16 protein-coding genes are annotated in these 20,522 nt (G+C 42.0%); 1 reads left to right on the top strand and 15 read right to left on the bottom strand.

Going from position 1 to position 20,522, the window contains the following annotated elements; genetic code table 11:
* Nucleotides 1-4: 4 nt before the first annotated feature.
* The 15 genes from aceB to GXK58_RS16420 all read right to left on the bottom strand — a co-directional run bounded on the left by aceB (nucleotide 5) and on the right by GXK58_RS16420 (nucleotide 19,741).
* Entirely contained in the window at nucleotides 5-1,597 is a 1,593-nt protein-coding gene (gene aceB / locus GXK58_RS16490; protein ID WP_160724263.1) for a malate synthase A, read from the bottom strand.
* 210 nt (nucleotides 1,598-1,807) lie between these two features.
* Nucleotides 1,808-2,425, bottom strand: coding sequence for a precorrin-2 dehydrogenase/sirohydrochlorin ferrochelatase family protein (locus GXK58_RS16485; RefSeq protein WP_160724262.1), 618 nt, complete (start codon nucleotides 2,423-2,425; stop codon nucleotides 1,808-1,810).
* Complete coding sequence (cobA, locus tag GXK58_RS16480; RefSeq protein ID WP_160724261.1) at nucleotides 2,422-3,876, bottom strand: uroporphyrinogen-III C-methyltransferase; 1,455 nt, start codon at nucleotides 3,874-3,876, stop codon at nucleotides 2,422-2,424. The genes GXK58_RS16485 and cobA overlap by 4 nt, the downstream gene beginning before the upstream one ends.
* 21 nt (nucleotides 3,877-3,897) lie before the next feature.
* Nucleotides 3,898-4,218 carry a nitrite reductase small subunit NirD gene (gene nirD / locus GXK58_RS16475; protein WP_160724260.1) on the bottom strand — a complete coding sequence of 107 codons (321 nt, stop codon included), beginning with the start codon at nucleotides 4,216-4,218 and terminating at the stop codon, nucleotides 3,898-3,900.
* Nucleotides 4,215-6,638: a nitrite reductase large subunit NirB gene (gene nirB / locus GXK58_RS16470; RefSeq protein WP_160724259.1), complete on the bottom strand. Its 2,424-nt coding sequence runs from the start codon at nucleotides 6,636-6,638 to the stop codon at nucleotides 4,215-4,217. The genes nirD and nirB overlap by 4 nt, the downstream gene beginning before the upstream one ends.
* Nucleotides 6,639-6,827: 189 nt before the next feature.
* On the bottom strand, nucleotides 6,828-7,814 hold the full coding sequence (locus GXK58_RS16465) for a hypothetical protein (protein WP_160724258.1): 987 nt from the start codon (nucleotides 7,812-7,814) through the stop codon (nucleotides 6,828-6,830).
* Between the two features lie 72 nt (nucleotides 7,815-7,886).
* The gene (locus GXK58_RS16460) at nucleotides 7,887-8,120 is read right to left on the bottom strand and encodes a hypothetical protein (RefSeq protein ID WP_160724257.1); all 234 of its coding nucleotides are present in this window, start codon (nucleotides 8,118-8,120) and stop codon (nucleotides 7,887-7,889) included.
* A gap of 285 nt (nucleotides 8,121-8,405) precedes the next feature.
* Nucleotides 8,406-9,953: an L-glutamate gamma-semialdehyde dehydrogenase gene (gene pruA / locus GXK58_RS16455; RefSeq protein ID WP_160724256.1), complete on the bottom strand. Its 1,548-nt coding sequence runs from the start codon at nucleotides 9,951-9,953 to the stop codon at nucleotides 8,406-8,408.
* A 136-nt stretch (nucleotides 9,954-10,089) separates the two neighbouring features.
* A complete protein-coding gene (locus GXK58_RS16450; protein ID WP_160724255.1) occupies nucleotides 10,090-11,250 on the bottom strand; it encodes a CamS family sex pheromone protein in 1,161 nt (386 codons plus the stop codon).
* 14 nt (nucleotides 11,251-11,264) lie between these two features.
* Nucleotides 11,265-13,271, bottom strand: coding sequence for an NAD-dependent DNA ligase LigA (gene ligA / locus GXK58_RS16445; protein ID WP_160724254.1), 2,007 nt, complete (start codon nucleotides 13,269-13,271; stop codon nucleotides 11,265-11,267).
* Between the two features lie 46 nt (nucleotides 13,272-13,317).
* Entirely contained in the window at nucleotides 13,318-15,588 is a 2,271-nt protein-coding gene (pcrA, locus tag GXK58_RS16440; protein ID WP_160724253.1) for a DNA helicase PcrA, read from the bottom strand.
* Between the two features lie 71 nt (nucleotides 15,589-15,659).
* Nucleotides 15,660-16,343, bottom strand: a complete 684-nt coding sequence (locus tag GXK58_RS16435) for a heptaprenylglyceryl phosphate synthase (RefSeq protein ID WP_160724252.1) — start codon at nucleotides 16,341-16,343, stop codon at nucleotides 15,660-15,662.
* A gap of 193 nt (nucleotides 16,344-16,536) precedes the next feature.
* On the bottom strand, nucleotides 16,537-16,848 hold the full coding sequence (locus GXK58_RS16430) for a YerC/YecD family TrpR-related protein (RefSeq protein ID WP_160724251.1): 312 nt from the start codon (nucleotides 16,846-16,848) through the stop codon (nucleotides 16,537-16,539).
* Between the two features lie 30 nt (nucleotides 16,849-16,878).
* Entirely contained in the window at nucleotides 16,879-17,925 is a 1,047-nt protein-coding gene (locus tag GXK58_RS16425; RefSeq protein ID WP_160724250.1) for a DUF3048 domain-containing protein, read from the bottom strand.
* 70 nt (nucleotides 17,926-17,995) lie between these two features.
* Nucleotides 17,996-19,741, bottom strand: a complete 1,746-nt coding sequence (locus tag GXK58_RS16420; protein WP_160724249.1) for an adenine deaminase C-terminal domain-containing protein — start codon at nucleotides 19,739-19,741, stop codon at nucleotides 17,996-17,998.
* A 164-nt stretch (nucleotides 19,742-19,905) separates the two neighbouring features.
* Between GXK58_RS16420 and GXK58_RS16415 the strand changes: the two genes are divergently transcribed.
* Nucleotides 19,906-20,199: a YgaP family membrane protein gene (locus tag GXK58_RS16415; RefSeq protein WP_160724248.1), complete on the top strand. Its 294-nt coding sequence runs from the start codon at nucleotides 19,906-19,908 to the stop codon at nucleotides 20,197-20,199.
* Nucleotides 20,200-20,522 lie beyond the last annotated feature (323 nt).

Genomic DNA, 20,522 nt, shown 5'->3' with positions numbered 1-20,522 from the left:
AAACTTATAACTGCTCATATCCGGGCAATGTTAAGAAATCAATAAAGTCATCATTCAAGATTAACCGGTCAAACAATTGAACAGCTTCAGCAAAGCGCCCGTTCTCGAAGCTTTCTGCCCCTGTCTCCAATTTGATTTTCTCTAATTCTTCCAACTTTAATTGCTCATACATTTCAGCAGTCACTTTACGGCCATCGTCCAAAATGCCTTTTGGGTGGCGGATCCACTGCCAGACTTGAGCCCGTGAAATTTCCGCCGTGGCTGCATCCTCCATCAAATGGTGGATGGGTGCGGCACCTCTCCCATTTAACCATGAGGCAATATACTGAATACCTACATTGATGTTTGTGCGGACACCTCTTTCAGTAATCTTCCCATTTGGAACCTCGAGCAAGTCAGCAGCAGTAATGGTGATGTTCTGCTGTTTGACGGTATGGATTTGGTTGGGTGTCGGCATCTCGCGATTGAATACTTCCATGGCAACCGGTACGAGTCCAGGATGTGCAACCCATGTTCCATCATGGCCATCCCGTGCCTCACGCTCTTTATCCGCTCGAACACTAGCAAACGCTGCCTCATTTGCCTCTGGGTTATTTTTAACAGGGATTTGCGCAGCCATTCCGCCCATTGCCGGTGCCTTACGGCGATGACAGGTTTTGATGGTTAACAATGAATAAGAACGCATGAAAGGTGAAGTCATCGTTACTTGTGCACGATCCGGCAGTATAACATCTGCGTGATTACGCAGTTTTTTAATATAGCTGAAAATATAATCCCACCGGCCGCAGTTTAATCCGGCTGAGTGTTCCTTTAATTCATAAAGAATTTCATCCATTTCAAATGCCGCCAAAATTGTCTCTATCAGTACGGTTGCTTTAATGGTTCCTTGAGGAATTCCCAGTCTCTCTTGTGTATAGACAAAGACATCATTCCAAAGCCTTGCTTCTAAATGACTCTCAAGCTTTGGCAGATAAAAGTATGGTCCCGTTCCATTTGAGATCAGTGTGTTTACATTATGGAAAAAGTACATCCCAAAATCGAAGAAGCTTCCTGAAATGGGCTTGCCATCTAATAGCACATGTTTTTCTTCAAGATGAAGTCCACGCGGTCTAACAATGAGCACAGCTGTTTCTTTATTCAGCTCATATCGTTTCCCATTTGGATTTTCAAAGGATATCGTCCTTTTGATCGCATCTCTCAGGTTGATTTGTCCTTCAATAATACTATCCCATGTCGGGGAGGTGGCATCTTCAAAATCAGCCATAAATAATTTAGCACCAGAATTTAATGCATTAATGACCATTTTCCGATCTGTTGGTCCGGTAATTTCTACACGGCGGTCTTGAAGATCTTTGGGCAATGGAGCGACTGTCCAATCACCGTTCCTGATATGTTTCGTTTCAGGAAGGAATTCAGGGAGTTTGCCATTATTAATCTCTGCTTGCCGTTTCTCTCTGTACTGCAACAGTTCGATTCTGCGTCTTCCAAATTTACGCTCTAATTCTTCAATTAAGTTTAGTGCCTCTAGGGTCAAAATCTCATCATACTGGGCTTTTAAAGCTCCAACCACTTCAATACCTGTAGTTTGTGTCGACATGAACTCTATCACCTCTTTGTTATAATACAGTTTATACCTTCGTTTTGTATTATATAACAGTAATTTGGAAAATGGAACCACTTTTTTAAAAATTTTTAAAAATGTGTATCTCCCTTGTCTATATCGAAAGGACCTTCCAATCCAGGAAAATCGTTGAATTTCCCCACACAGATATCAAAAAACGGGTACCCGCTATTAAGGCACCCGTTCTTACTTCCATTCTTTATATAAACGCCGGAAATCCTCCGTACGATTTTGACTATTTAAAAAATCTTCACTTACAATCGCCGTTAGCAGCTTTCTTTTTAGAGAAGGATCCTTCACCTCTCTCAGGATCCATTGCCTTGCAGAAAACAGAAATTCAAGATAATCCTCATACCGTTCATCAAATCGCTGTTCTAACTCAACACATAACTTCTTGGCGAGTGTAGGGCTCGCGCCTCCTGTAGAAATAGCAATACTCAGCCTTCCTCGTTGCACATGGGCCGGAAGGTGAAAATCCGATTGTCCCGGGTCATCCGCAATGGTGACCAGCTGATGTTTTTCTGCCAAGGATTTAACCATTTGATTAGTATCCTTATTATCAGTAGCGGCAAAGATTAGCGAAGCATCCTGAAGGTCTTCTTTTAAAAAAGATCTTTTTTCCCAAATTAGTTTACCATCGTGAAATAGGGTCTGAAGTGCAGCAGTTGCTTCCGGGCTAATCACCTTCACATTGGCGCCCGTGCCAAGCAGTCCACGAACCTTTCGCTCAGCCACCTTGCCGCCGCCAATTACTACTGCCATTTTCCCATCAAGTTGTAACATAATCGGATAGTTTGTACTCATTCTTGCACTCCCTGTAATGGATGCTCCACCAAATGGTTAACTAAGGCTTCCTTCGATGGGTTCAACGTCATTTCAGCTGAAACAAGTCCAGCTTGTATGGCAGCGGATTTGGTTGTTTCGCCCAACGTAAGTACCTGTTTACTATTCAAGAACTCGACTGCACTTATATTACATTCTGCCAAAGCCGCCATAAACGGTTCGACTGAGGCACTGTTTGGAAATATCATTGTATTGACCTCTGCTTCGTCAAGCATCCTTTGAAAAATCGGCAGGAATTGCCGGTCCAGTTCCTTAGAACTTGTCATCATTACTTTTGCTTTTGGAAAGTCCTTATGCAACAAGTGATGATCGCCGACAATCAGCATATTTTCAGAATCCTGAATCTCAGAGGCAGGTTTACCGATAAAGCCGCGCTCACGCAACCTCTTTATTGTTTTACTAGACATACCAAAAACTTCAGCATGTATGCGGCGAATATCGATTTCTTGTTCTATAACGGCCGAGAAAAATTCAGCAGCGCTTTCCGGTGATGTAAATAATATTTTTTCATAGTTTGTGATCCCTGCGAGATCAAGTGGAATCTTTGTTACTTTCCACTTTGGAAACTCAATGACGTCTGCCCCCTGTGAAAGAAGTTCTTTTGCTAGTTCACTTGGGCCTGCACTTGTCCTCGCCAGCAGTATTTGCCTGCCATACAATGGCTTTTTCTCAAACCAGCTGATTTTTTCACGGAGAGAGATGACATCGCCGACTAAGATGATCGACGGATTGCTGAACTTGGCCGCTGACACCTTCTCAGAAATATCTGCTAACGTTCCTTGCAAGGTCTTTTGCCGGCCGAAGGTCCCCCAATGGATTAATATCACGGGCGTAGACTCAGGCTTCCCATGCTGGATTAGATTCTTACATATAAACGGCAGATTCCCGACTCCCATGTAAAAAGCAATGGTATCCACACCTCTGGCAAGTCCCTCCCAATCAAGGAGGGGTTTGCCGTCCTGTGATTTATCATGAGCTGTTACCACCGCAAAAGATTCCGCATGCTCCCGGTGTGTGACGGGAATTCCTGCATAAAGGGGGGCTGCAATCCCCGATGAAATGCCCGGAACGATTTCAAAAGGAATTTGGTATTCACTAAGGGCAGCTGCTTCCTCACCAACCCTGCCGAATACGCCAGGATCGCCCCCTTTTAAGCGGACCACAACACTCCCTGCCAAAGCCTTTTGCACAAGGAGTTCATTAATGTTCTCCTGACGCAATGTATGGCGGTCGGGCAATTTTCCGCAATAGATAAGCTCACAATTACTGTCTGCATAATCTAACAGTTTAGGATTGGCAAGCCGGTCATAGAGAATGACTTCAGCCTGTCTAATCGCATCCAGCCCTTTTACTGTAATTAAGCCTGCATCGCCAGGTCCTGCTCCTACTAGAAATACTTTTCCTGTTTTCATCTTGCAGCCTTCCTTCCCCTTTTATAAAACGATAAAGATAATATCTTCCTTCACTTCTACCTTAAAGGTCCGGACCTGACCTTCGTCAGGCGCCTGAACCTTTCCATCTGCCAATGAGATTTTCCAATCATAGACCGGGCAATACACGAAATCACCGCTGACAAGACCTTCAGATAAAACTCCGCCCTTTGGATGTGGACTGCGGTTCTCTAATGCATAAATTTCACCAGCTGTTGTTTTAAATAAGGCCACTTCTGTTGAATCAACCTTAATAGAATAGCCTGCCCTTGCTTTAACATTAGCATAATGTGCTACTGGAATACGGGTAATGGTTTCGATCATTTTGATTCACTCCCAACAGTAATGTTATGGCTTGTATAATACTTATCTTTGATTTCTTCACTTTGAATGGCTTCATCCCATGGCTCGATATATTTTTTCAATGTTTGATCCATTCTTTCGTTTAAGGCTTTTCTAGTTTCTTCGTTTGCGAGTACTTCTTTGATATGATCAAGTCCCACCCGTTCAACCCACTTAGAAGTACGCTCCAAGTAAGCGGCTGTTTCACGGTAGTATTGAAGGTAGGCACCTGTCATTTCCATTACGTCTTCTTCGTTTTTCACTGTACATAGCAAGTCTCCGGCCCGAAGGTCAACACCGCCGTTACCAGCAACATAGATTTCCCAGCCGCCGTCAATACCAACGAAGCCGATATCCTTGATGCCTGCTTCTGAACAGTTTCTTGGACAAGCAGATACCCCCATTTTAACTTTGTGCGGTGTATCCAGACGTTCAAATTTTTTCTCTAATTCGATTCCCAGTGCCATGGAGTCTTGTGTACCGTAACGGCAGAATTGTGCTCCAACACAAGTCTTAACGGTTCTCAATGTTTTTCCGTACGCATATCCTGATGGCATATCGAGCTCTTCCCACATTGCTGGAAGGTCTTCTTTTTTCACTCCGAACAATCCAATCCGTTGTCCACCAGTTAATTTTACTAAAGGTACGTCATACTTTTCAGCAACTTCCGCAATTTTTTTCAAATCTGCTGCTGTTGTTACACCTCCATACATTCTTGGAACGACTGAATACGTGCCATCCTTTTGAATATTGGCATGCATTTTTTCGTTCACTAGTCGAGAATCACGATCATCCTTATATTCATCCATATGAATCATACCAAGATAGTAGTTAATCGCAGGGCGGCATTTTGTACAGCCCTCGGTGTTGTTCCAATCAAGTACGTTCATAACTTCTTTAACGCTTGTTAAGCCCTTTTCCTTAATTTCAGCTACTAGTTCTTCACGGCTTATTGTCGTACATCCACAAATGCTTGTTTTCTGAGCTGCAGCAGCATCAAACTGATCACCTAGTGTGTGGGCAAGAATCTGGCCGACCATTGGCTTACAGCGGCCACAAGAGCGGCCGGCATTTGTGCAATGGCTGACTTGGTCAAGTGTTGTTAGACCTTGTGTTTGAATGGCTTCCACAATCGCACCTTTTGTGACACCATTACAGCCGCAGACTAGTTCGTCGTTTGGCATGGAAGCAATATCGTCAACGCCAGCTTCACCGGTACATTCTGTATGGAAAATAGAAACCCCGCTGATGTCTTCTTTTTTAGTCAACATACGGTATAATCGTGTGCTGTCTTTTGTATCGCCATAAAGGACAATTCCTACGATTACATTGTTTCTAGTTAATACTCGCTTATAAAGACCTTCGTACTCATTGTAAATCATAATTGATTTAGTAGTGCCATCTTCAAAAATTTCGCCTGCAGAGAATAAATCCACACCAGCAACTTTTAGCTGGGTACCAGTAACAGAGCCTTCATATGGGCTTGATTCAGTTCCGCAGATGCGGCTGGCGAGGATTTTACCCTGCTCGTATAATGGTGCAACCAAACCATAGACAATCTCTCTGTGCTCTGCACATTCACCAACAGCATAAACATGCGGGACGCTTGTTTCCATGTAGTCATTAACCACAATGCCTCGGTTCACATAGATGCCGCTGTCTTTAGCTACTTGGATATTAGACTTAATCCCAATAGCCATAACCACTAGATCTGCTTCAACTTCAGACCCGTCTTTGAAACGAAGACCTGTTACTTGGGTCTCACCTACTATTTCAACTGTCTGTTTCTCCATTAAGAAGTTCATACCTTGTGATTCTAGTTCTGTTTTTAATAGAGAAGATGCGATTGGATCTAACTGCCGCTCCATAAGATGAGGCATTAAGTGTACCACATCCACCTTCATGCCAAGGTTTAGCAGTCCTCTTGCAGCTTCGAGACCTAATAGTCCGCCGCCGATTACTACAGCCTTCTTATATTCTTTTGCTGATTTGATCATCATTTCACAATCTTTTATATCACGAAAACCCGTCACACCTTGTTTGTCAGCACCGGGAATAGGAAGAATAAAAGATTTAGAACCAGTTGCGATAATCAGGTCATCATATTCAACCTTACGGCCCTGATCACTGATTACACACTTTGCCTCCGTATCGATCTTTACAACAGCTTCACCTGTATATAGCTGGATATTATTTTCTTTATACCAATCAAGCGGATTAATGATAATGTCGTCAAAACTTGTATCACCTTGAAGGATATTTGAAAGTTTAATTCGATTATAGTTTGGGTGAGGCTCTTCGCCAAAAATGGTAATCTCAAATGGCTCCGTATTTAACTTAAGAATTTCCTCAATTGTTCTCACTCCAGCCATTCCGTTACCAATCATTACTAATTTCTTCATATCAGTTTGGCTCCTTTATATTTAATAGTAGTTTTATATTTTAAGTAGTAAGTTTTCTCTATAGTTAGATTGTAAATCGACTTCCCCCGAAAAATTGTGACGTTCGTCACATCTAAACGGCTAATTGTGAACATTTGAACACAAAACCCTGCTCCAATGAGAAAAAGGGTGACAGGCACCCTTTTTACCTTATACGAGTTGTTTACTTTTTTTTAGTGCGTCTTGGGAGGGGAGGAGGCCCGCGATGACGGGAATGAGGGTGCCAATTAGGACCACAGGGACAAGCTCCCATAAACGAATCGGAGGTGTGATGAGTATTCCGAACTTGTGGATAGCGTATAGGCTTAGAAAGTAGGTTAGGCTGCCAATGAGGCCAGCAAGCCAATTGGTTCTTCTAAACAATGAATAGGCCAGCGGTATAAGGATGATTGTAATCGGTATATAGGAGGTGGGATATCCGACTGCGAAGAAGACCGTTTTTCCGATTAATCTTAAGACAATATAAAGTGCTGCCGCTGTAATCGGCATGGTGAAATCACGAAAAATCCGAATCATTAGGACGGTTAATAGTGCCACCATTAAGATGGAATAGATCGGATACACAAATTCAGGGATACCCCCAAATATCTGTGAGGCCGGGTCTCTGATCAACTCAAGGATTTCCTGTGAAGCAATCGATTTACCATGAATGTACTGATCGAAAGAGATTGCCCCATTTTCCTGCTGCATGTTTGGAAACAATAAACATTCTAGCAAAAACATAGCAAACCAAGTATGCATGGACTTCCACGATGGTAAGTTATGCTGTGTATGCAGATGATAGCCTCGCCATACACCGAGTATCATAATATCTGTTGCAATATAATAAATAAAATGGGTTGGGCTCCATGTCGTTAAATCAATCCCATAGGCGATATGGTAGGTAAAATCCAAAGGAATTCCAATCAGAAACAGCGCGTACCCAATAGTAACTAAATTCCTTGAGAACCCATCCATATAAGTAGAACTTCTCCATTCCTTAACTAACAAGATTCCACCTAAGGCAAATCCGAGTGTATTTACAATATGGGGAATGGAATATTCCTCAAATAAATACTTAAAATGATAGGATGCATCCCAAGCAGACCCAATGAATTTTAATAAAAATGCAATTACCCATAAACGGTAATATTTCAATCCAATCAGCCCCTCTCTTCAATAACGCTCATTTGTCCCATTACCAAGTGACCTCCGCTTTTATTTGTCTTATTATCCCAACAAGTCAAAGGGGTCTCCGAATATTGCTATAAGGATATAATTAATAGCTAATGCCGCTCCGAACAGCAGTCCGGCATTCCGTACTTTTTTTTGCTTAAACAGCCTATAAATAAAGATCATTCCAGAAGTGACAACAAAAGCATTACAGATTAGAAAGGTCCAGAGCAGACTTTCACTGTGTACGGCAGCTGTGACATGGAACAAATAGATTGGAATCAAAGGCATAATTACCTCCAAGGTAACAAATTATTAATAGGTCTTTGGTTACTATATGCATAGAATGGTTTCTTCATTAATGACGATATTCTTATTAAGAAATTTTCTTTTCATCTTGTACTCTCGAATATTATCATCTGCTTCATACTTTTGTATTAATTTCATGTAAAGGTTTAATTAGAATTTGATTAATGACCACTTAAAAAGATTCATGCATCCCTTCACTGTCCTGCTATAGCACCTCAACACAAAGACCCCTTCTCACCGGAGAAGGGGTCTTTGTGTTGAAGTATTTTAGTACATTTCTGAGGTTGTTTTTGCCTGCAGATGCAGAAGTAAGTAATCTGGACCGCCTGCTTTGGAATCAGTACCTGACATGTTAAATCCGCCGAATGGCTGGTAGCCGACGATTGCTCCTGTGCAAGAGCGGTTGAAATAAAGGTTGCCAACATGGAAATCTTCACGCGCCTGCTCCAAGTGTGCGCGATTATTTGTAATAACTGCACCCGTTAAACCATATTCCGTGTTGTTTGCAATCTCAATTGCCTCTGTAAAATCTTTTGCTTTTGTAAAACCAACCACTGGACCAAAGATTTCATCCTGCATCATCCGGGATGTTGGTGAAAGGTCTGCAAAAACCGTTGGCTGGATGAAATAACCTTTCGAGTCATCACCATGGCCGCCAGTCATTAACGTACCCTCTTGCTTTCCAATCTCTATATATTCAAGAATTTTATTATACGCACTGTTATCAATTACTGGCCCCATGTAGTTCTCGTGCTCTGCTGGATTACCTACAGTTAACTGGTTTGTTAGTTCGACAACACGGTTTAATACTTGGTCATATACATCTTCCACAATAACCGCACGTGAACAGGCGGAACATTTCTGTCCAGAGAACCCGAATGCTCCTGCAACAATGGATTGTGCAGCAAGCTCTAGGTCTGCCTCTGAATCTACAACAATAGTATCTTTACCGCCCATCTCCGCAATTAATCGCTTCATCCAAATTTGACCTGGACTAAGTTTAGATGAACGTTCAAATATCCGAAGACCAACATCACGTGAACCTGTGAAACTAATGAAGCGAGTATCTTTATGGTCTACTAGATAATCGCCTACCTCCGCACCGCTTCCTGGTACAAAGTTTAATACACCCTTTGGAAGACCTGCTTCCTCCATTACTTCCACAAATTTAGCTGCCACAATTGGTGTGGTTGAAGCTGGTTTTAATAGAACCGTATTACCAGATACAATGGCAGCTACCGTTGTACCCGCCATAATCGCAAGAGGAAAATTCCATGGTGAAATAATAATACCGACACCAAGCGGGATATAATGATACCGATTAAATTCATTTGGACGGCTTTGGACTGGGGCACCATCTTTCAGTGCAAGCATTTGGCGTCCATAATATTCAAGGAAATCAATGGCTTCTGCTGTATCTGCATCCGCTTCTCTCCAAGGTTTGCCTGACTCTTTTGTAAGCAGTGCAGAAAACTCGTGTTTCCGGCGGCGAATAATTGTCGCTGCCTTAAATAATACATCTGCACGTACTTCTGCTTTCGTCTTTTTCCAAGTATGAAATGTCTCAACAGCCGCTTGCATTGCTTTTTCAGCTAGCTCTTTGTTCGCCTTTGACACACGGCCGATTATTTCTTCTTTATTAGCTGGATTATAGGATATGATTTTCTCTTCTGTTGTGATTTTCTCACCGCCAATGACAAGTGGATAATCTTGCCCTAAATATCCCTCAACAGTTTGTAACGCCTCAAGATAGGCCTGGCGGTTTTCTTCCAGTGAAAAATCAGTGAATGGTTCATGCTTGTAAGGTTGTATCATTCTTATCCCCTCCCACTTTATGTATAAAACGGTTACATCATGTTCATTCTATCATGATTAAGAATGATTAGGAAATACCTGAATAAAGGCCTAAACCCATGCTTTCAGCACAAAAAGACCCAGCAAGCGCCGGGTCTTATTGATAAATATGAACAAATGGTTCTGTAGAGTTAGCCTCTTTGACAATTAATGCTTCGGGACCATCTACGGATGTTACACTAACAGAAACAGATAGATATTTAGGGAAATGTTCCATTACAAGCCCTGTTACATATTGAGTAAACCCAATCCCTTCTGTCTTTCCGTAAAACTGAATGGGAATCGTAATACTTAAATCCTGAAGTTGATCACCAACATAAAATGCCTTTCCAATTACCCCATTGTAGTTAGGAAAATATTCTTCTACATCCTGTTTAAAGTTCAAGAAGGCAATGGTATCGTCACGATGGTCATTTTCTGCATCAGTTGAAGGAAATAGATAGTATTTTTCATCGACCTTTTCCCAGCCATTTAGCTCAGAACTTCCTTGATCAACCGTTGTATAGGTAAAAAAGTTTCCAGGTACAACCGATGTTTTACTTTGCTGTTCAAATAAAGCTATCGTGATTGGTATGTTGCTTAAACCCTTCGTGGCGCGGAGACGTTTAACCACTTCTGCCGCCATTTTCTTACCTTCACTTTCCATTTGAGAGAACGAGATCTTTTTCTCTAAGGTATCTCCATCCGATTGTAATTTATAATAGTAAATCGAATTTAAGGCCAGACCTATCGTAATTCCTGCAAGAGATACATTTCCCTCATCATCTTTTGTCAGGTAGTCATGTTCCAGAATGTGAGCTAGATAGATAGGGCTCGATGGAGTAGTGCCATCTGAACTGGTATTGACTGGATTTAAGCCGATATTATCAGCTGCTTTCATTTCATTTTTCTTAAGCTGGGCAGCCGTATATTGACGATTTAACCATTTTTTTATGGTTTCCGCTTTCAGCTGCTGGCCTTCTTGGAAATAATATTTATCTGTATCAAAGCTATTCTGTGCAATTCTCATTAAACCCATTTCAAACTCATTCAAGTCATACCTGGTATTAATATTGTTAACGACTAATCCGCGCGCTTCCCCCTGTTCAAATGGCAGGATGGTCCTGTAATAATTATTCGAGATATTGTACTTAGGAATAATCGCCTTATCTGATGACTCCTCATCCGTTTGAACTGTTTCATTTTGCTTTTGAAAGTTAGGTGCACAAGCACTTAGCAAAAAGACCAGGGAGAGAGCGAGCAATGAGATTTTCCTCACGTTCGTTCCACCTCTTATTTATTTAATTCCACTAAAAGCCTCTCTTCGTCCCACACTTCGATACCTAGATCCTGAGCTTTGGTTAACTTAGAACCAGCATCCTCACCTGCGATGACGAGATGTGTTTTCTTACTCACACTTCCGGAGACATTACCGCCAAGCGCTTCGATTTTTTCCTTCGCTTCATTTCGTGATAGCTGTTCCAGTTTTCCTGTTAGGACTACGGTTTTGCCAGCAAAAATACTGTCAGATTCTTCGACTGAAACAGGTCTTGCTCCTTTGTATTCCATATTCACGCCCGCCGCTGCCAATTCATTCATAAGCTCCCGAGCCTCTTCCTGCTCAAAAAACGAGACAATCGAATCAGCCATCTTATCACCAATTTCATTGATGCTGACTAACTCATCTTTAGTTGCTTGGGCTAATTTATCCATGGATAGAAATTGCTGCGCAAGTGTTTTTGCCGCTTTTGCCCCCACAAGACGAATGCCAAGGCCGAATAACAGTTTTTCAAGCGAATTAGCTTTGGAAGCTTGAATCGCGTTTAACAGGTTTGTGACAGACTTCTCCCCCATTCTTTCTAGGGCAAGAAGCTGCTCCCTGGTCAGTTTATAAATATCCGCCACATCGCTGATTAACTGTTCAGCAAATAACTGGCTGATCACCTTTTCCCCCAGACCATCAATATTCATGGCGTCACGGGAAACAAAATGGATCAGTCCCTCACGAATTTGTGCAGGACATTTAGGATTAATGCATCTTAATGCCACTTCACCTTCAAGACGGACGAGGTCACTTTCACATTCCGGACAATGTGCCGGCATATGAAAATCCACTTCTTCCCCTGTTCGTTGATCAGCCAAAACATTAACCACTTCAGGGATGATATCGCCCGCTTTTTTAACAACCACTTTATCACCGATTTTGATATCTTTTTCGCGGATTAAATCCTCGTTATGCAAGGAAGCCCGCTGGACGGTTGTGCCTGCTACCTTAACAGGTTCAAGAATCGCTGTCGGGGTAATCACACCCGTTCTCCCTACACTTAATTCAATCTCTAAAAGAGTCGTCACGACTTCTTCAGCCGGAAACTTGTAGGCAATGGCCCAGCGCGGACTCTTTGCGGTTGTACCAAGCGCTGCCTGAAGGGCAAGCGAATCCACTTTGATTACTATTCCGTCAATCTCATATGGAAGATGCGGACGTTTATCGATCCAGCTGTTGACATATTCAATGACATCCTCGATTGATGCACATTTTTTACGCTCTTTATTGGTTTTAAAGCCAAGCTGGTCTAAATAATCCAAGCCTTCACTATGCGTTACGACACCTGTTTCATCTGTATTTCCGATTCCATATAAAAACACCGAGAGTTTTCTTGATGCTGCAATTTTCGGGTCAAGCTGCCTTAATGAACCGGCTGCTGCATTCCTCGGGTTAGCAAACAGCTCTTCGCCCCGTTCCGCCCGCTGCTGATTCAAGGCTTCAAATGAGCGCTTAGGCATGTATGCCTCCCCGCGCACTTCAATAGAAACATTTTCACGGAGCCGAAGCGGAATGGCATTAATCGTTTTTAAATTGGCCGTAATATCTTCGCCGATTGTACCGTCCCCACGGGTTGCTCCCTGAAGAAAAAGTCCATTTTCATAGCGGAGCGATACGGCAAGTCCATCAATTTTCAACTCAGCGACATACGAAACATTCCCGCCTGCCGCCTGCCGGACCCTGCGGTCAAAATCCCTTAAATCTTCCTCATTAAAGGCATTTCCTAAACTTAACATGGGTGTACGGTGTTCTACCTTTTCAAAAACAGCAAGCACAGAACCTCCGACACGCACTGACGGTGAATCTGGCGTTTTTAGTTCAGGGAATTGATCCTCCAGTTCCAGCAGCTCCTGCATCAGCCTATCGTATTCGGCATCGGGTACCGAAGGGTTGTCGAGCACATAATATTCATAGCCATATTGATTTAAAAGGCTTCTTATTTCCTCAATATTTCTTTCAGCGGTTTGAAGATCCATATATCCAGCCCTTTCATAAAGGTAATCCAAACTGTCAAGACAGCTATTATGCCTTATTAATAGGCGCAAATTTTGCTAATAGGCGTTTAATTCCTACAGGGCTTGGGAAAGCAATATCAAGCTCAGTTCCTTCACCTTGTCCTTTTACACTTACAACCGTTCCAATTCCCCACTTGCCATGTTCAGCTTTATCGCCGACCTTCCAGCCGAGCTCCTCTCCACCAGAAGCTCCAGCAGAAACAGGGCGCATGACAGGCTTTCTTGGGGCAGCCGGTGTTGTAAACGTCGCGCGCTGCGAGCCAAATGCGGTCCCTTGTGACCCAAAAGATCTTCCGCCAGCTCCAAAGGTACGGCCTGCTGCCGGTTTCTCTGATTCCACCCCTTCAATTAAATCCTCTGGGATTTCTGATATAAACCTTGAAGCCGGGTTCATATTTGTTCTGCCAAACAAGGTTCTCATTTGTGCATTTGTTAAAAATAAGGTCTGCTCAGCCCTTGTAATACCTACATATGCAAGCCGGCGCTCCTCCTCCATCTCCGCTTCTTCCATTAAGGAACGGCTATGCGGGAATACGCCTTCTTCCATACCAATCAAGAAGACGACTGGGAATTCCAGTCCTTTGGCGGAGTGCAGTGTCATAAGGGTAATGGAATCCGCCTTTTCCCCATCTTCATCCAATGAGTCTATATCAGCAACTAAAGCCAAATCTGTTAAGAAAGCAACAAGGCTCTTATCTTCACTTGCATTCTCAAAGTTTTTGGTTACGGATAATAATTCCTCCAGGTTCTCAAGTCGGCTTTGGGCCTCAAGAGACTTTTCGGCCTTAAGCATTTCCCTGTATCCCGTCTTATCGAGCACTTCTTCTACCAATTCTGTAACTGAGAGGAATTCCTGCATATTTGTATAGTTTCCAATTAAATCCCTAAACTGGGCAGCTGCTTTTGTAATTTTTGGACTTAAGCCAAGGAGTTCAACCGATTCTAAAGCCTGATACATAGAGATATCATGCTGTGCAGCAAAGTCCGCAATTTTATCTAATGAACTTGAACCAATTCCGCGTTTCGGTACATTGATCACACGCTGTAAACTGATATCGTCATCCGGGTTAGATATCAAACGCAGGTAGGCAAGCATGTCCTTAATTTCTTTTCTGTCATAGAACTTGATGCCGCCGACAATGGAGTAATCGATATTTGATTTTAAGAGCACTTCCTCCATTACACGCGACTGAGCGTTGGTCCGGTAAAGGATCGCAATATCGGAAAGCTGACGATTATTATCACGCGTTAATTCTTTAATTTTCCCAGCAACAAACTGGGCTTCCCCCTGCTCGCTATCCGCCCGGTAATACACTAGCTTGTTTCCTTCCGGATTTTCTGTCCAAAGATCTTTCTTCTTCCGGTTGAGGTTATTTTCAATCACCTTATTTGCAGCCAGGAGAATTCTTTTGGTGGAGCGATAGTTCTGCTCCAACAGAATCACTGTGGCATTCGGGTAGTCTTTTTCAAACGAAAGGATATTGGCAATATCGGCACCGCGCCATCTGTAGATCGACTGATCAGAGTCACCGACAACACAAAGATTACGGAACCTGCTCGCGAGCATTTGTACAAGCATATACTGAGCCCGGTTTGTATCCTGATACTCATCGACGTGAATATATTGAAATTTTCGCTGATAATACTCTAGTACCTCAGGCACCCGCTTGAATAACTGAATCGTCATCATGATTAAGTCATCAAAATCGAGGGCTTGATTCTTTCTAAGCCGCTTTTGGTATTCCTTGTAAACATCACTAACCGTTTGTTCAAAATACCCACCAGCAGTCTTTTCGTATTCTTCCGGATCGATTAGTTCGTTTTTGGCCGAACTAATCGACCCCAAGATGGCACGCGGGTCATTTTTCTTAGGGTCAAGATTCTTATCCTTTAGGATGGCCTTAATGACCGATTGCTGGTCGGTAGTATCGAGAATCGTAAAGTTCCTGTTAAAACCCATCCGATCAATGTCGCGGCGCAAGATCCTTACACACATGGAGTGAAACGTGGAAATCCAAATTTCTTCAGCCGCCCCGCCCATCATTTTACCGATACGTTCCTTCATTTCTCTTGCGGCTTTATTTGTAAACGTAATTGCAAGAATGTTGTAGGGATTCACACGCTTTTCCACAATTAAATACGCAATTCGATGCGTTAATACTCTTGTTTTACCACTTCCGGCACCTGCCATTAGAAGAAGTGGACCATCCGTTGCCTTAACAGCACTTTGCTGCTCCGGATTAAGACCGTTTAAAAGCTTATCTGTTAAAAATTGCACTTATTCCACCACCATTACAAACATTTGTTCTCGTTTTTATCATACTGTTTATATCCTTGTAAAGCAAATTTCTATCGAACGGCCTTTACCGTTTCAAGAGCCTTTTGAAAATCTTCATAAATGACGTTCCCGACCACAATTACATCAGCATGTTTAGCCATTTCAGCTGCCTGCTCAAAAGAGCAAATGCCTCCGCCATAGAAAAGGGTTGTGTTTTCCAGTGTCTTTTTCACTTCCGCTGCTACTGCCGGGTCTCCATATTTACCGCTATATTCTAAATAAAAGATTGGGAGCTGAAACATTTTTTCAGCCATCATCGCGTATGCCTTAACATCTTCAGTGGTTAAATGGGCGTTTGCCTGGGTTAGTTTTGCTGCTTTACAATCTTCGTTAAGAATACAATAACCTTCCATAAAGAATTCATTCCAGTCAATGACTTCTCCAAATTCTTTAACCGCCTGATGATGCAGCCCTGTAATCCATTTAGGATCTCGGCTATTTAAGATGGTTGGGATAAAATAAAGATCAAATCCCGGTGTAACACTTTCTATGCTAGACACTTCCAGAACACATGGAACGGTGTAGCGGCGAATTCTTGCCATCAAATCAAGGACATTTTCGAGTGTCACTCCGTCCGATCCGCCTACCATCACGGCATCTGTACCTGATTCACAGATCTGTTCAAGTTCGACATCGGTTATTTCTTTATTAGGATCGAGTTTAAAGACATGCCGCCACTCGCGAATATCATACATTCAAGGAATCCTCCTATCAACTTTCCATTACACCATTATAGCATTAGCTTTTTTGTATTAAAAAAGAAAACAATAAATCTATATATAGAAATCATATCCAATCAAAAGTGTAAGCGCCCTAAACAGATACGCAAAGCTCAAGAAGCCCTAACTTCCACAAAAAAAAACCGAAGATAACTGTCTCCGGTTTGTGTTATTCCTCTTCCGTCTGCTTTTCTTCCTTAATCCGTTCTAAAACCATTTCATACGTATCGTTTCCAAAGTTCAAACAGCGCTTGACTCTGGAAATGGTCGCTGTACTTGCTCCTGTTTCCGTTTCAATTTTATGATACGTATTACCTTCACGGAGCATTCTTGCTACATCCAAACGCTGTGCTAACGATTGGATTTCATTAATCGTACATAAATCATCAAAAAAGCGATAGCATTCTTCTAGATCTTGTAATGAAAGAACCGCCTGGAATAATTGGTCGAGTTCTTTTCCCCGCAATTTGTTGATTTGCATGTATTTTACCCCTTTATTTATTATAGTTAGTTAATTAATTGTAACACTTTCCTCGAGTCCAGGCTCGGCTGGGATCACATTGACCCAAGTATGCCCTTGTACCAATGGTATTTCTTCACCATTTTTCACAGGAATAATCCTGCCATTTTTATTAGCCCACTCGATCTCGTTCAACTTCCCCATCTGCAGCAAATATGCTTTTCCACCAGACTTTAAGTCAATGTCTCTAAGCCCATAGGTATCAATTGTTCGATGCACCGCTTCAATAATAAAAATATTATCAAGCAGAATCGGATCACCGGTTTCTAGGTCTACGGTTTGCTCTCCTGCAGAAAAACGCTTATACTTGCCGGCCGTTTCATCAAATTCGTATGTTGAATTAAATGTTCCGCTTTTTGAATAAGTGATGCTGACCGACTTAGCCTCTTGTCCCGATAGTGTTTTGCTTTCCTCCATAGAGTAGAAAGTAAAAGAAGGGGGACTGTTCTTCATCGTATACCCTTTTTGCCCGGCACCTTTCAAAATGTTTTTATAGGTAATATAAGAGTTATGAGGTGGTTTTCGGGAACGGGAGCGTTTAAATAATGTACCATCATAAACCATACCATTTAAATTATCTACATAATTGCTTTCGAGCAGCTGTTTGGCTTTTGGACTATAACCATGGGCAATATAGAGTGCGTTTAAACCTTTTGCCAGCTCAATATAATAATCCCTTGCGCTTCTTACCGGCCCTATGTTTGTGGGTCTCTGGCTCTGAAAGACAGCAAGGAAGCGTGTAATATCCCCTTCAGCAAGAATCTCATAAACAATATCAGCTTTGATCAGACCTGATTGCGGTCTTGCTTTTGGATGATTATTAACCATGACAGCTACGGCTCGCTGGTCTGGTTTAGTGTCTGTTCCTATACCTGTTAATGGATAAAAATAGAGGTTATCTTTCGCTGCATCTTCTGGTTTATTCTCTTGTCCCGCATCTGTTTTGTCATTATTAACAGGTTTTTTTACGGTTTCCTTAACAGTACACCCAGTAAAAAGCAAAAGAGTAGCTGCCATGGCAACAGCCCATTTTTTCATGAAGTGAACACCTCTATTTTATCCATTTTTATTGACACTTTCACGCTTTAACTCTTTACTTACCTACAGTTTATCGCATTATCGACGGAAAGAATACTGATTTGTTCATTACATCATAGATTCCTTGCTGTGTAACCCGAATGTAAGGTAAGTGTGTAGCTGAGAAAAAAGCAAGGCTGTAAATAGGGTCTGAAAATTGATATCCCCGGTCTCTCAATTCTGTTAATAATCTTGTCTCTTGTTCTATTAATTTTTCAATTGGAACATCTGACATGATTCCGCTTAAATTTAGAGGAATTTCACAAACAACCTTGGAGTCTTCCATCATGACTATTCCGCCGCCTAACTCTTTCATTCTATTGAAGGCGCTTACTAAATCACTTCTATTTTTACCAATCAGGATAATGTCACCCGTATTCGAATAAGAGCTGGCTAAAGCCGATAGGTTTCTTGCAAAACCCTTTACCAATGTGTTTATTCTCCATACTCCATTACGGTCCAGCAGCATGAAATAGCATTCATCCGAATCTTTTGGAAGTTGTTCTACTGATGCATCAATGGAAATGGAATATGGTTTTGTAATGACGGAGTTCTCCATCTTAATTCCAAACGGCATAGAAAATTGCATGTCGTCAACCGACAGGTGCCAATCCATTTCCAATGGCTTAAATCCATATTCATTCCAGTTAAGTTCTCCATACATGCCTTCCACTTTTACACCGTTCCTCTTTACCCATTTACCTTTGGCTAAAACGGAAACTGGCGTTGGATCTTCCATACTTGATAAGAAATTAATGTTGGCAATACGGCCTGTGGCAATCGTGCCATGGAGATGTTCAATATTATAATACCGGGCAATATTGATGGTTGCCATGTTATAGGCATCCACCATTGGTACACCTTTTTCGATCGCGATTCTGATCATTTGGTCATTCATCCCTTGTTCATAAAAAGTAGAGGATGAACCGTCGGTATTAAACATTAGCCGGTCATAAGCTTCAATCCCAAGCCGTTTCATATCATCCAAAATTTGCGGAAGGTCAGGACGGATGGATGAGTACCGTAAGGAGACCATGTAGCCCTGCATAAGCCGATTGTATACATCTTCTCCGGTCATAGCCTCATGGTCGCTATCCGCTCCTAACAGCATCATTTTTGCTAATGTTTGTTCAGAAGCGCCCGGAAAATGACCCTCGATTTGTTTGCGCATTCGTTTGGCCTCTTGAATCCAATGAAGCATCATGTCATCGCCATCGAGTAATTTAGGCCAGCCTGTTAATTCCCCGCCTTGCAGCACAGCATCATGTTCGAGCCACGCTTTTACATTACTATGTGAAAACTTCTCTTCTTCATTCATTAATTCTGTTTGTGAGTCAAAACGGCTCCACCAATACATGCTTGATGGGATAGAGCGGAGGTCTCTTAATAGTGAAAACGCTTCCTTTTTTTCTAAATGTAAAATTAGCGCCATATTGTCGTTAATTAGCGTTGTTGTGCCAAATTGGGATGCATAGGCGGCTAATGTCAGGGGATTATATAATTGAAACGGATGTGCATGCGGCTCGATGTATCCTGGCACAATGAATTCATTAGTGCAGTCAATGATCTCACAGTCCTCGATCAAAGAAGGCATGTTATCGCCAACATAGACAATGCGGTCTTCATAAATCCAGATGTTCGCTCTCATCCATTTGCGAAAGGTCTGATTTAAATATAGTGCATTTTTCAATAATATTGTTGGTGATGTTTTTCCTTCTAAAACGGATACATGCATGCGTAATTGTTTGTTTTTCCAGCGGTAGCGTTGTTCCAGCATACCATGTCCCTCCCTATAAAAACTATCTATATAATAATATGTTGATTTAATAATAAAGAAAGCCCTTACAAAATGACTTTAGATACTTATCTTATCATATTTTACTTTTTAAAGCAGTAAAGTATTTCAAAAATTTGTATAAAAGTTGTGAAGGAGTGATCAAGGTGAAAATTGCACCTAATATAGGGATTTTGAATGCGTTAATTCGGATTACGTTTGGGTTAACGATTGTCGCTTGGAGTACTTCTAAGATGATTAAGCGCCCTTGGAGAGATTCTTATTTGTTTATTGCTTTTTGTGGTGCGATGAAGGTTGCTGAGGGAATTGTCCGTTATTGTCCTTTGACGGCTTTATGTGAACGGTGGTCGGATATGGTGAAGGATCATCAGCATGCGACTGCTCCGTCGGATGAAACGGAAGAGCTGGCGGATTTGGATGGGGCTTATAATCCGACTTGAACTTTAGGAAGAGCTCTTGGGGTTGGTTCATTTACCTCGCAGAGCTCTTTCTTTTTCTCTTTTAGGAAATTAGATGTGTTTGACGACTGAGCTTGCTAATTAAAAGCATCGTCGGTAGACAATAGGCTCTTTTGTCGACTCAACTTGTCAAATAAGAGCATCGTCGGTAGACAATAGGCTCTTTTGTCGACTGAACTTGCCAAATAAAAGCATTGCCGGTAGACAATAGGCTCTTTTGTCGACTCAACTTGTCAAATAAGAGCATCTTCGGTAGACAATAGGCTCTTTTGTCGACTGAACTTGCCAAATAAGAGCACCCTCGG

Source organism: Bacillus sp. USDA818B3_A (genome assembly GCF_009928415.1).
Taxonomy (GTDB): Bacteria; Bacillota; Bacilli; order Bacillales; family Cytobacillaceae; genus Neobacillus.
Note: the sequence above shows the minus strand (reverse complement) of the source record. Positions and strands in the feature narration are given on the sequence as shown.

Bases quoted from the DNA above. Each gene is read 5' to 3' on its own strand.
- GXK58_RS16425 (WP_160724250.1), bottom strand. From the start codon at position 17,925: ATGAAAAAATGGGCTGTTGCCATGGCAGCTACTCTTTTGCTTTTTACT.
- GXK58_RS16430 (WP_160724251.1), bottom strand. From the start codon at position 16,848: ATGCAAATCAACAAATTGCGGGGAAAAGAACTCGACCAATTATTCCAG.
- GXK58_RS16485 (WP_160724262.1), bottom strand. From the start codon at position 2,425: ATGAGTACAAACTATCCGATTATGTTACAACTTGATGGGAAAATGGCA.
- GXK58_RS16420 (WP_160724249.1), bottom strand. From the start codon at position 19,741: ATGCTGGAACAACGCTACCGCTGGAAAAACAAACAATTACGCATGCAT.
- ligA (WP_160724254.1), bottom strand. From the start codon at position 13,271: ATGGATCTTCAAACCGCTGAAAGAAATATTGAGGAAATAAGAAGCCTT.
- cobA (WP_160724261.1), bottom strand. From the start codon at position 3,876: ATGAAAACAGGAAAAGTATTTCTAGTAGGAGCAGGACCTGGCGATGCA.
- aceB (WP_160724263.1), bottom strand. From the start codon at position 1,597: ATGTCGACACAAACTACAGGTATTGAAGTGGTTGGAGCTTTAAAAGCC.
- GXK58_RS16435 (WP_160724252.1), bottom strand. From the start codon at position 16,343: ATGTATGATATTCGCGAGTGGCGGCATGTCTTTAAACTCGATCCTAAT.
- nirB (WP_160724259.1), bottom strand. From the start codon at position 6,638: ATGAAGAAATTAGTAATGATTGGTAACGGAATGGCTGGAGTGAGAACA.
- GXK58_RS16460 (WP_160724257.1), bottom strand. From the start codon at position 8,120: ATGCCTTTGATTCCAATCTATTTGTTCCATGTCACAGCTGCCGTACAC.
- nirD (WP_160724260.1), bottom strand. From the start codon at position 4,218: ATGATCGAAACCATTACCCGTATTCCAGTAGCACATTATGCTAATGTT.
- pruA (WP_160724256.1), bottom strand. From the start codon at position 9,953: ATGATACAACCTTACAAGCATGAACCATTCACTGATTTTTCACTGGAA.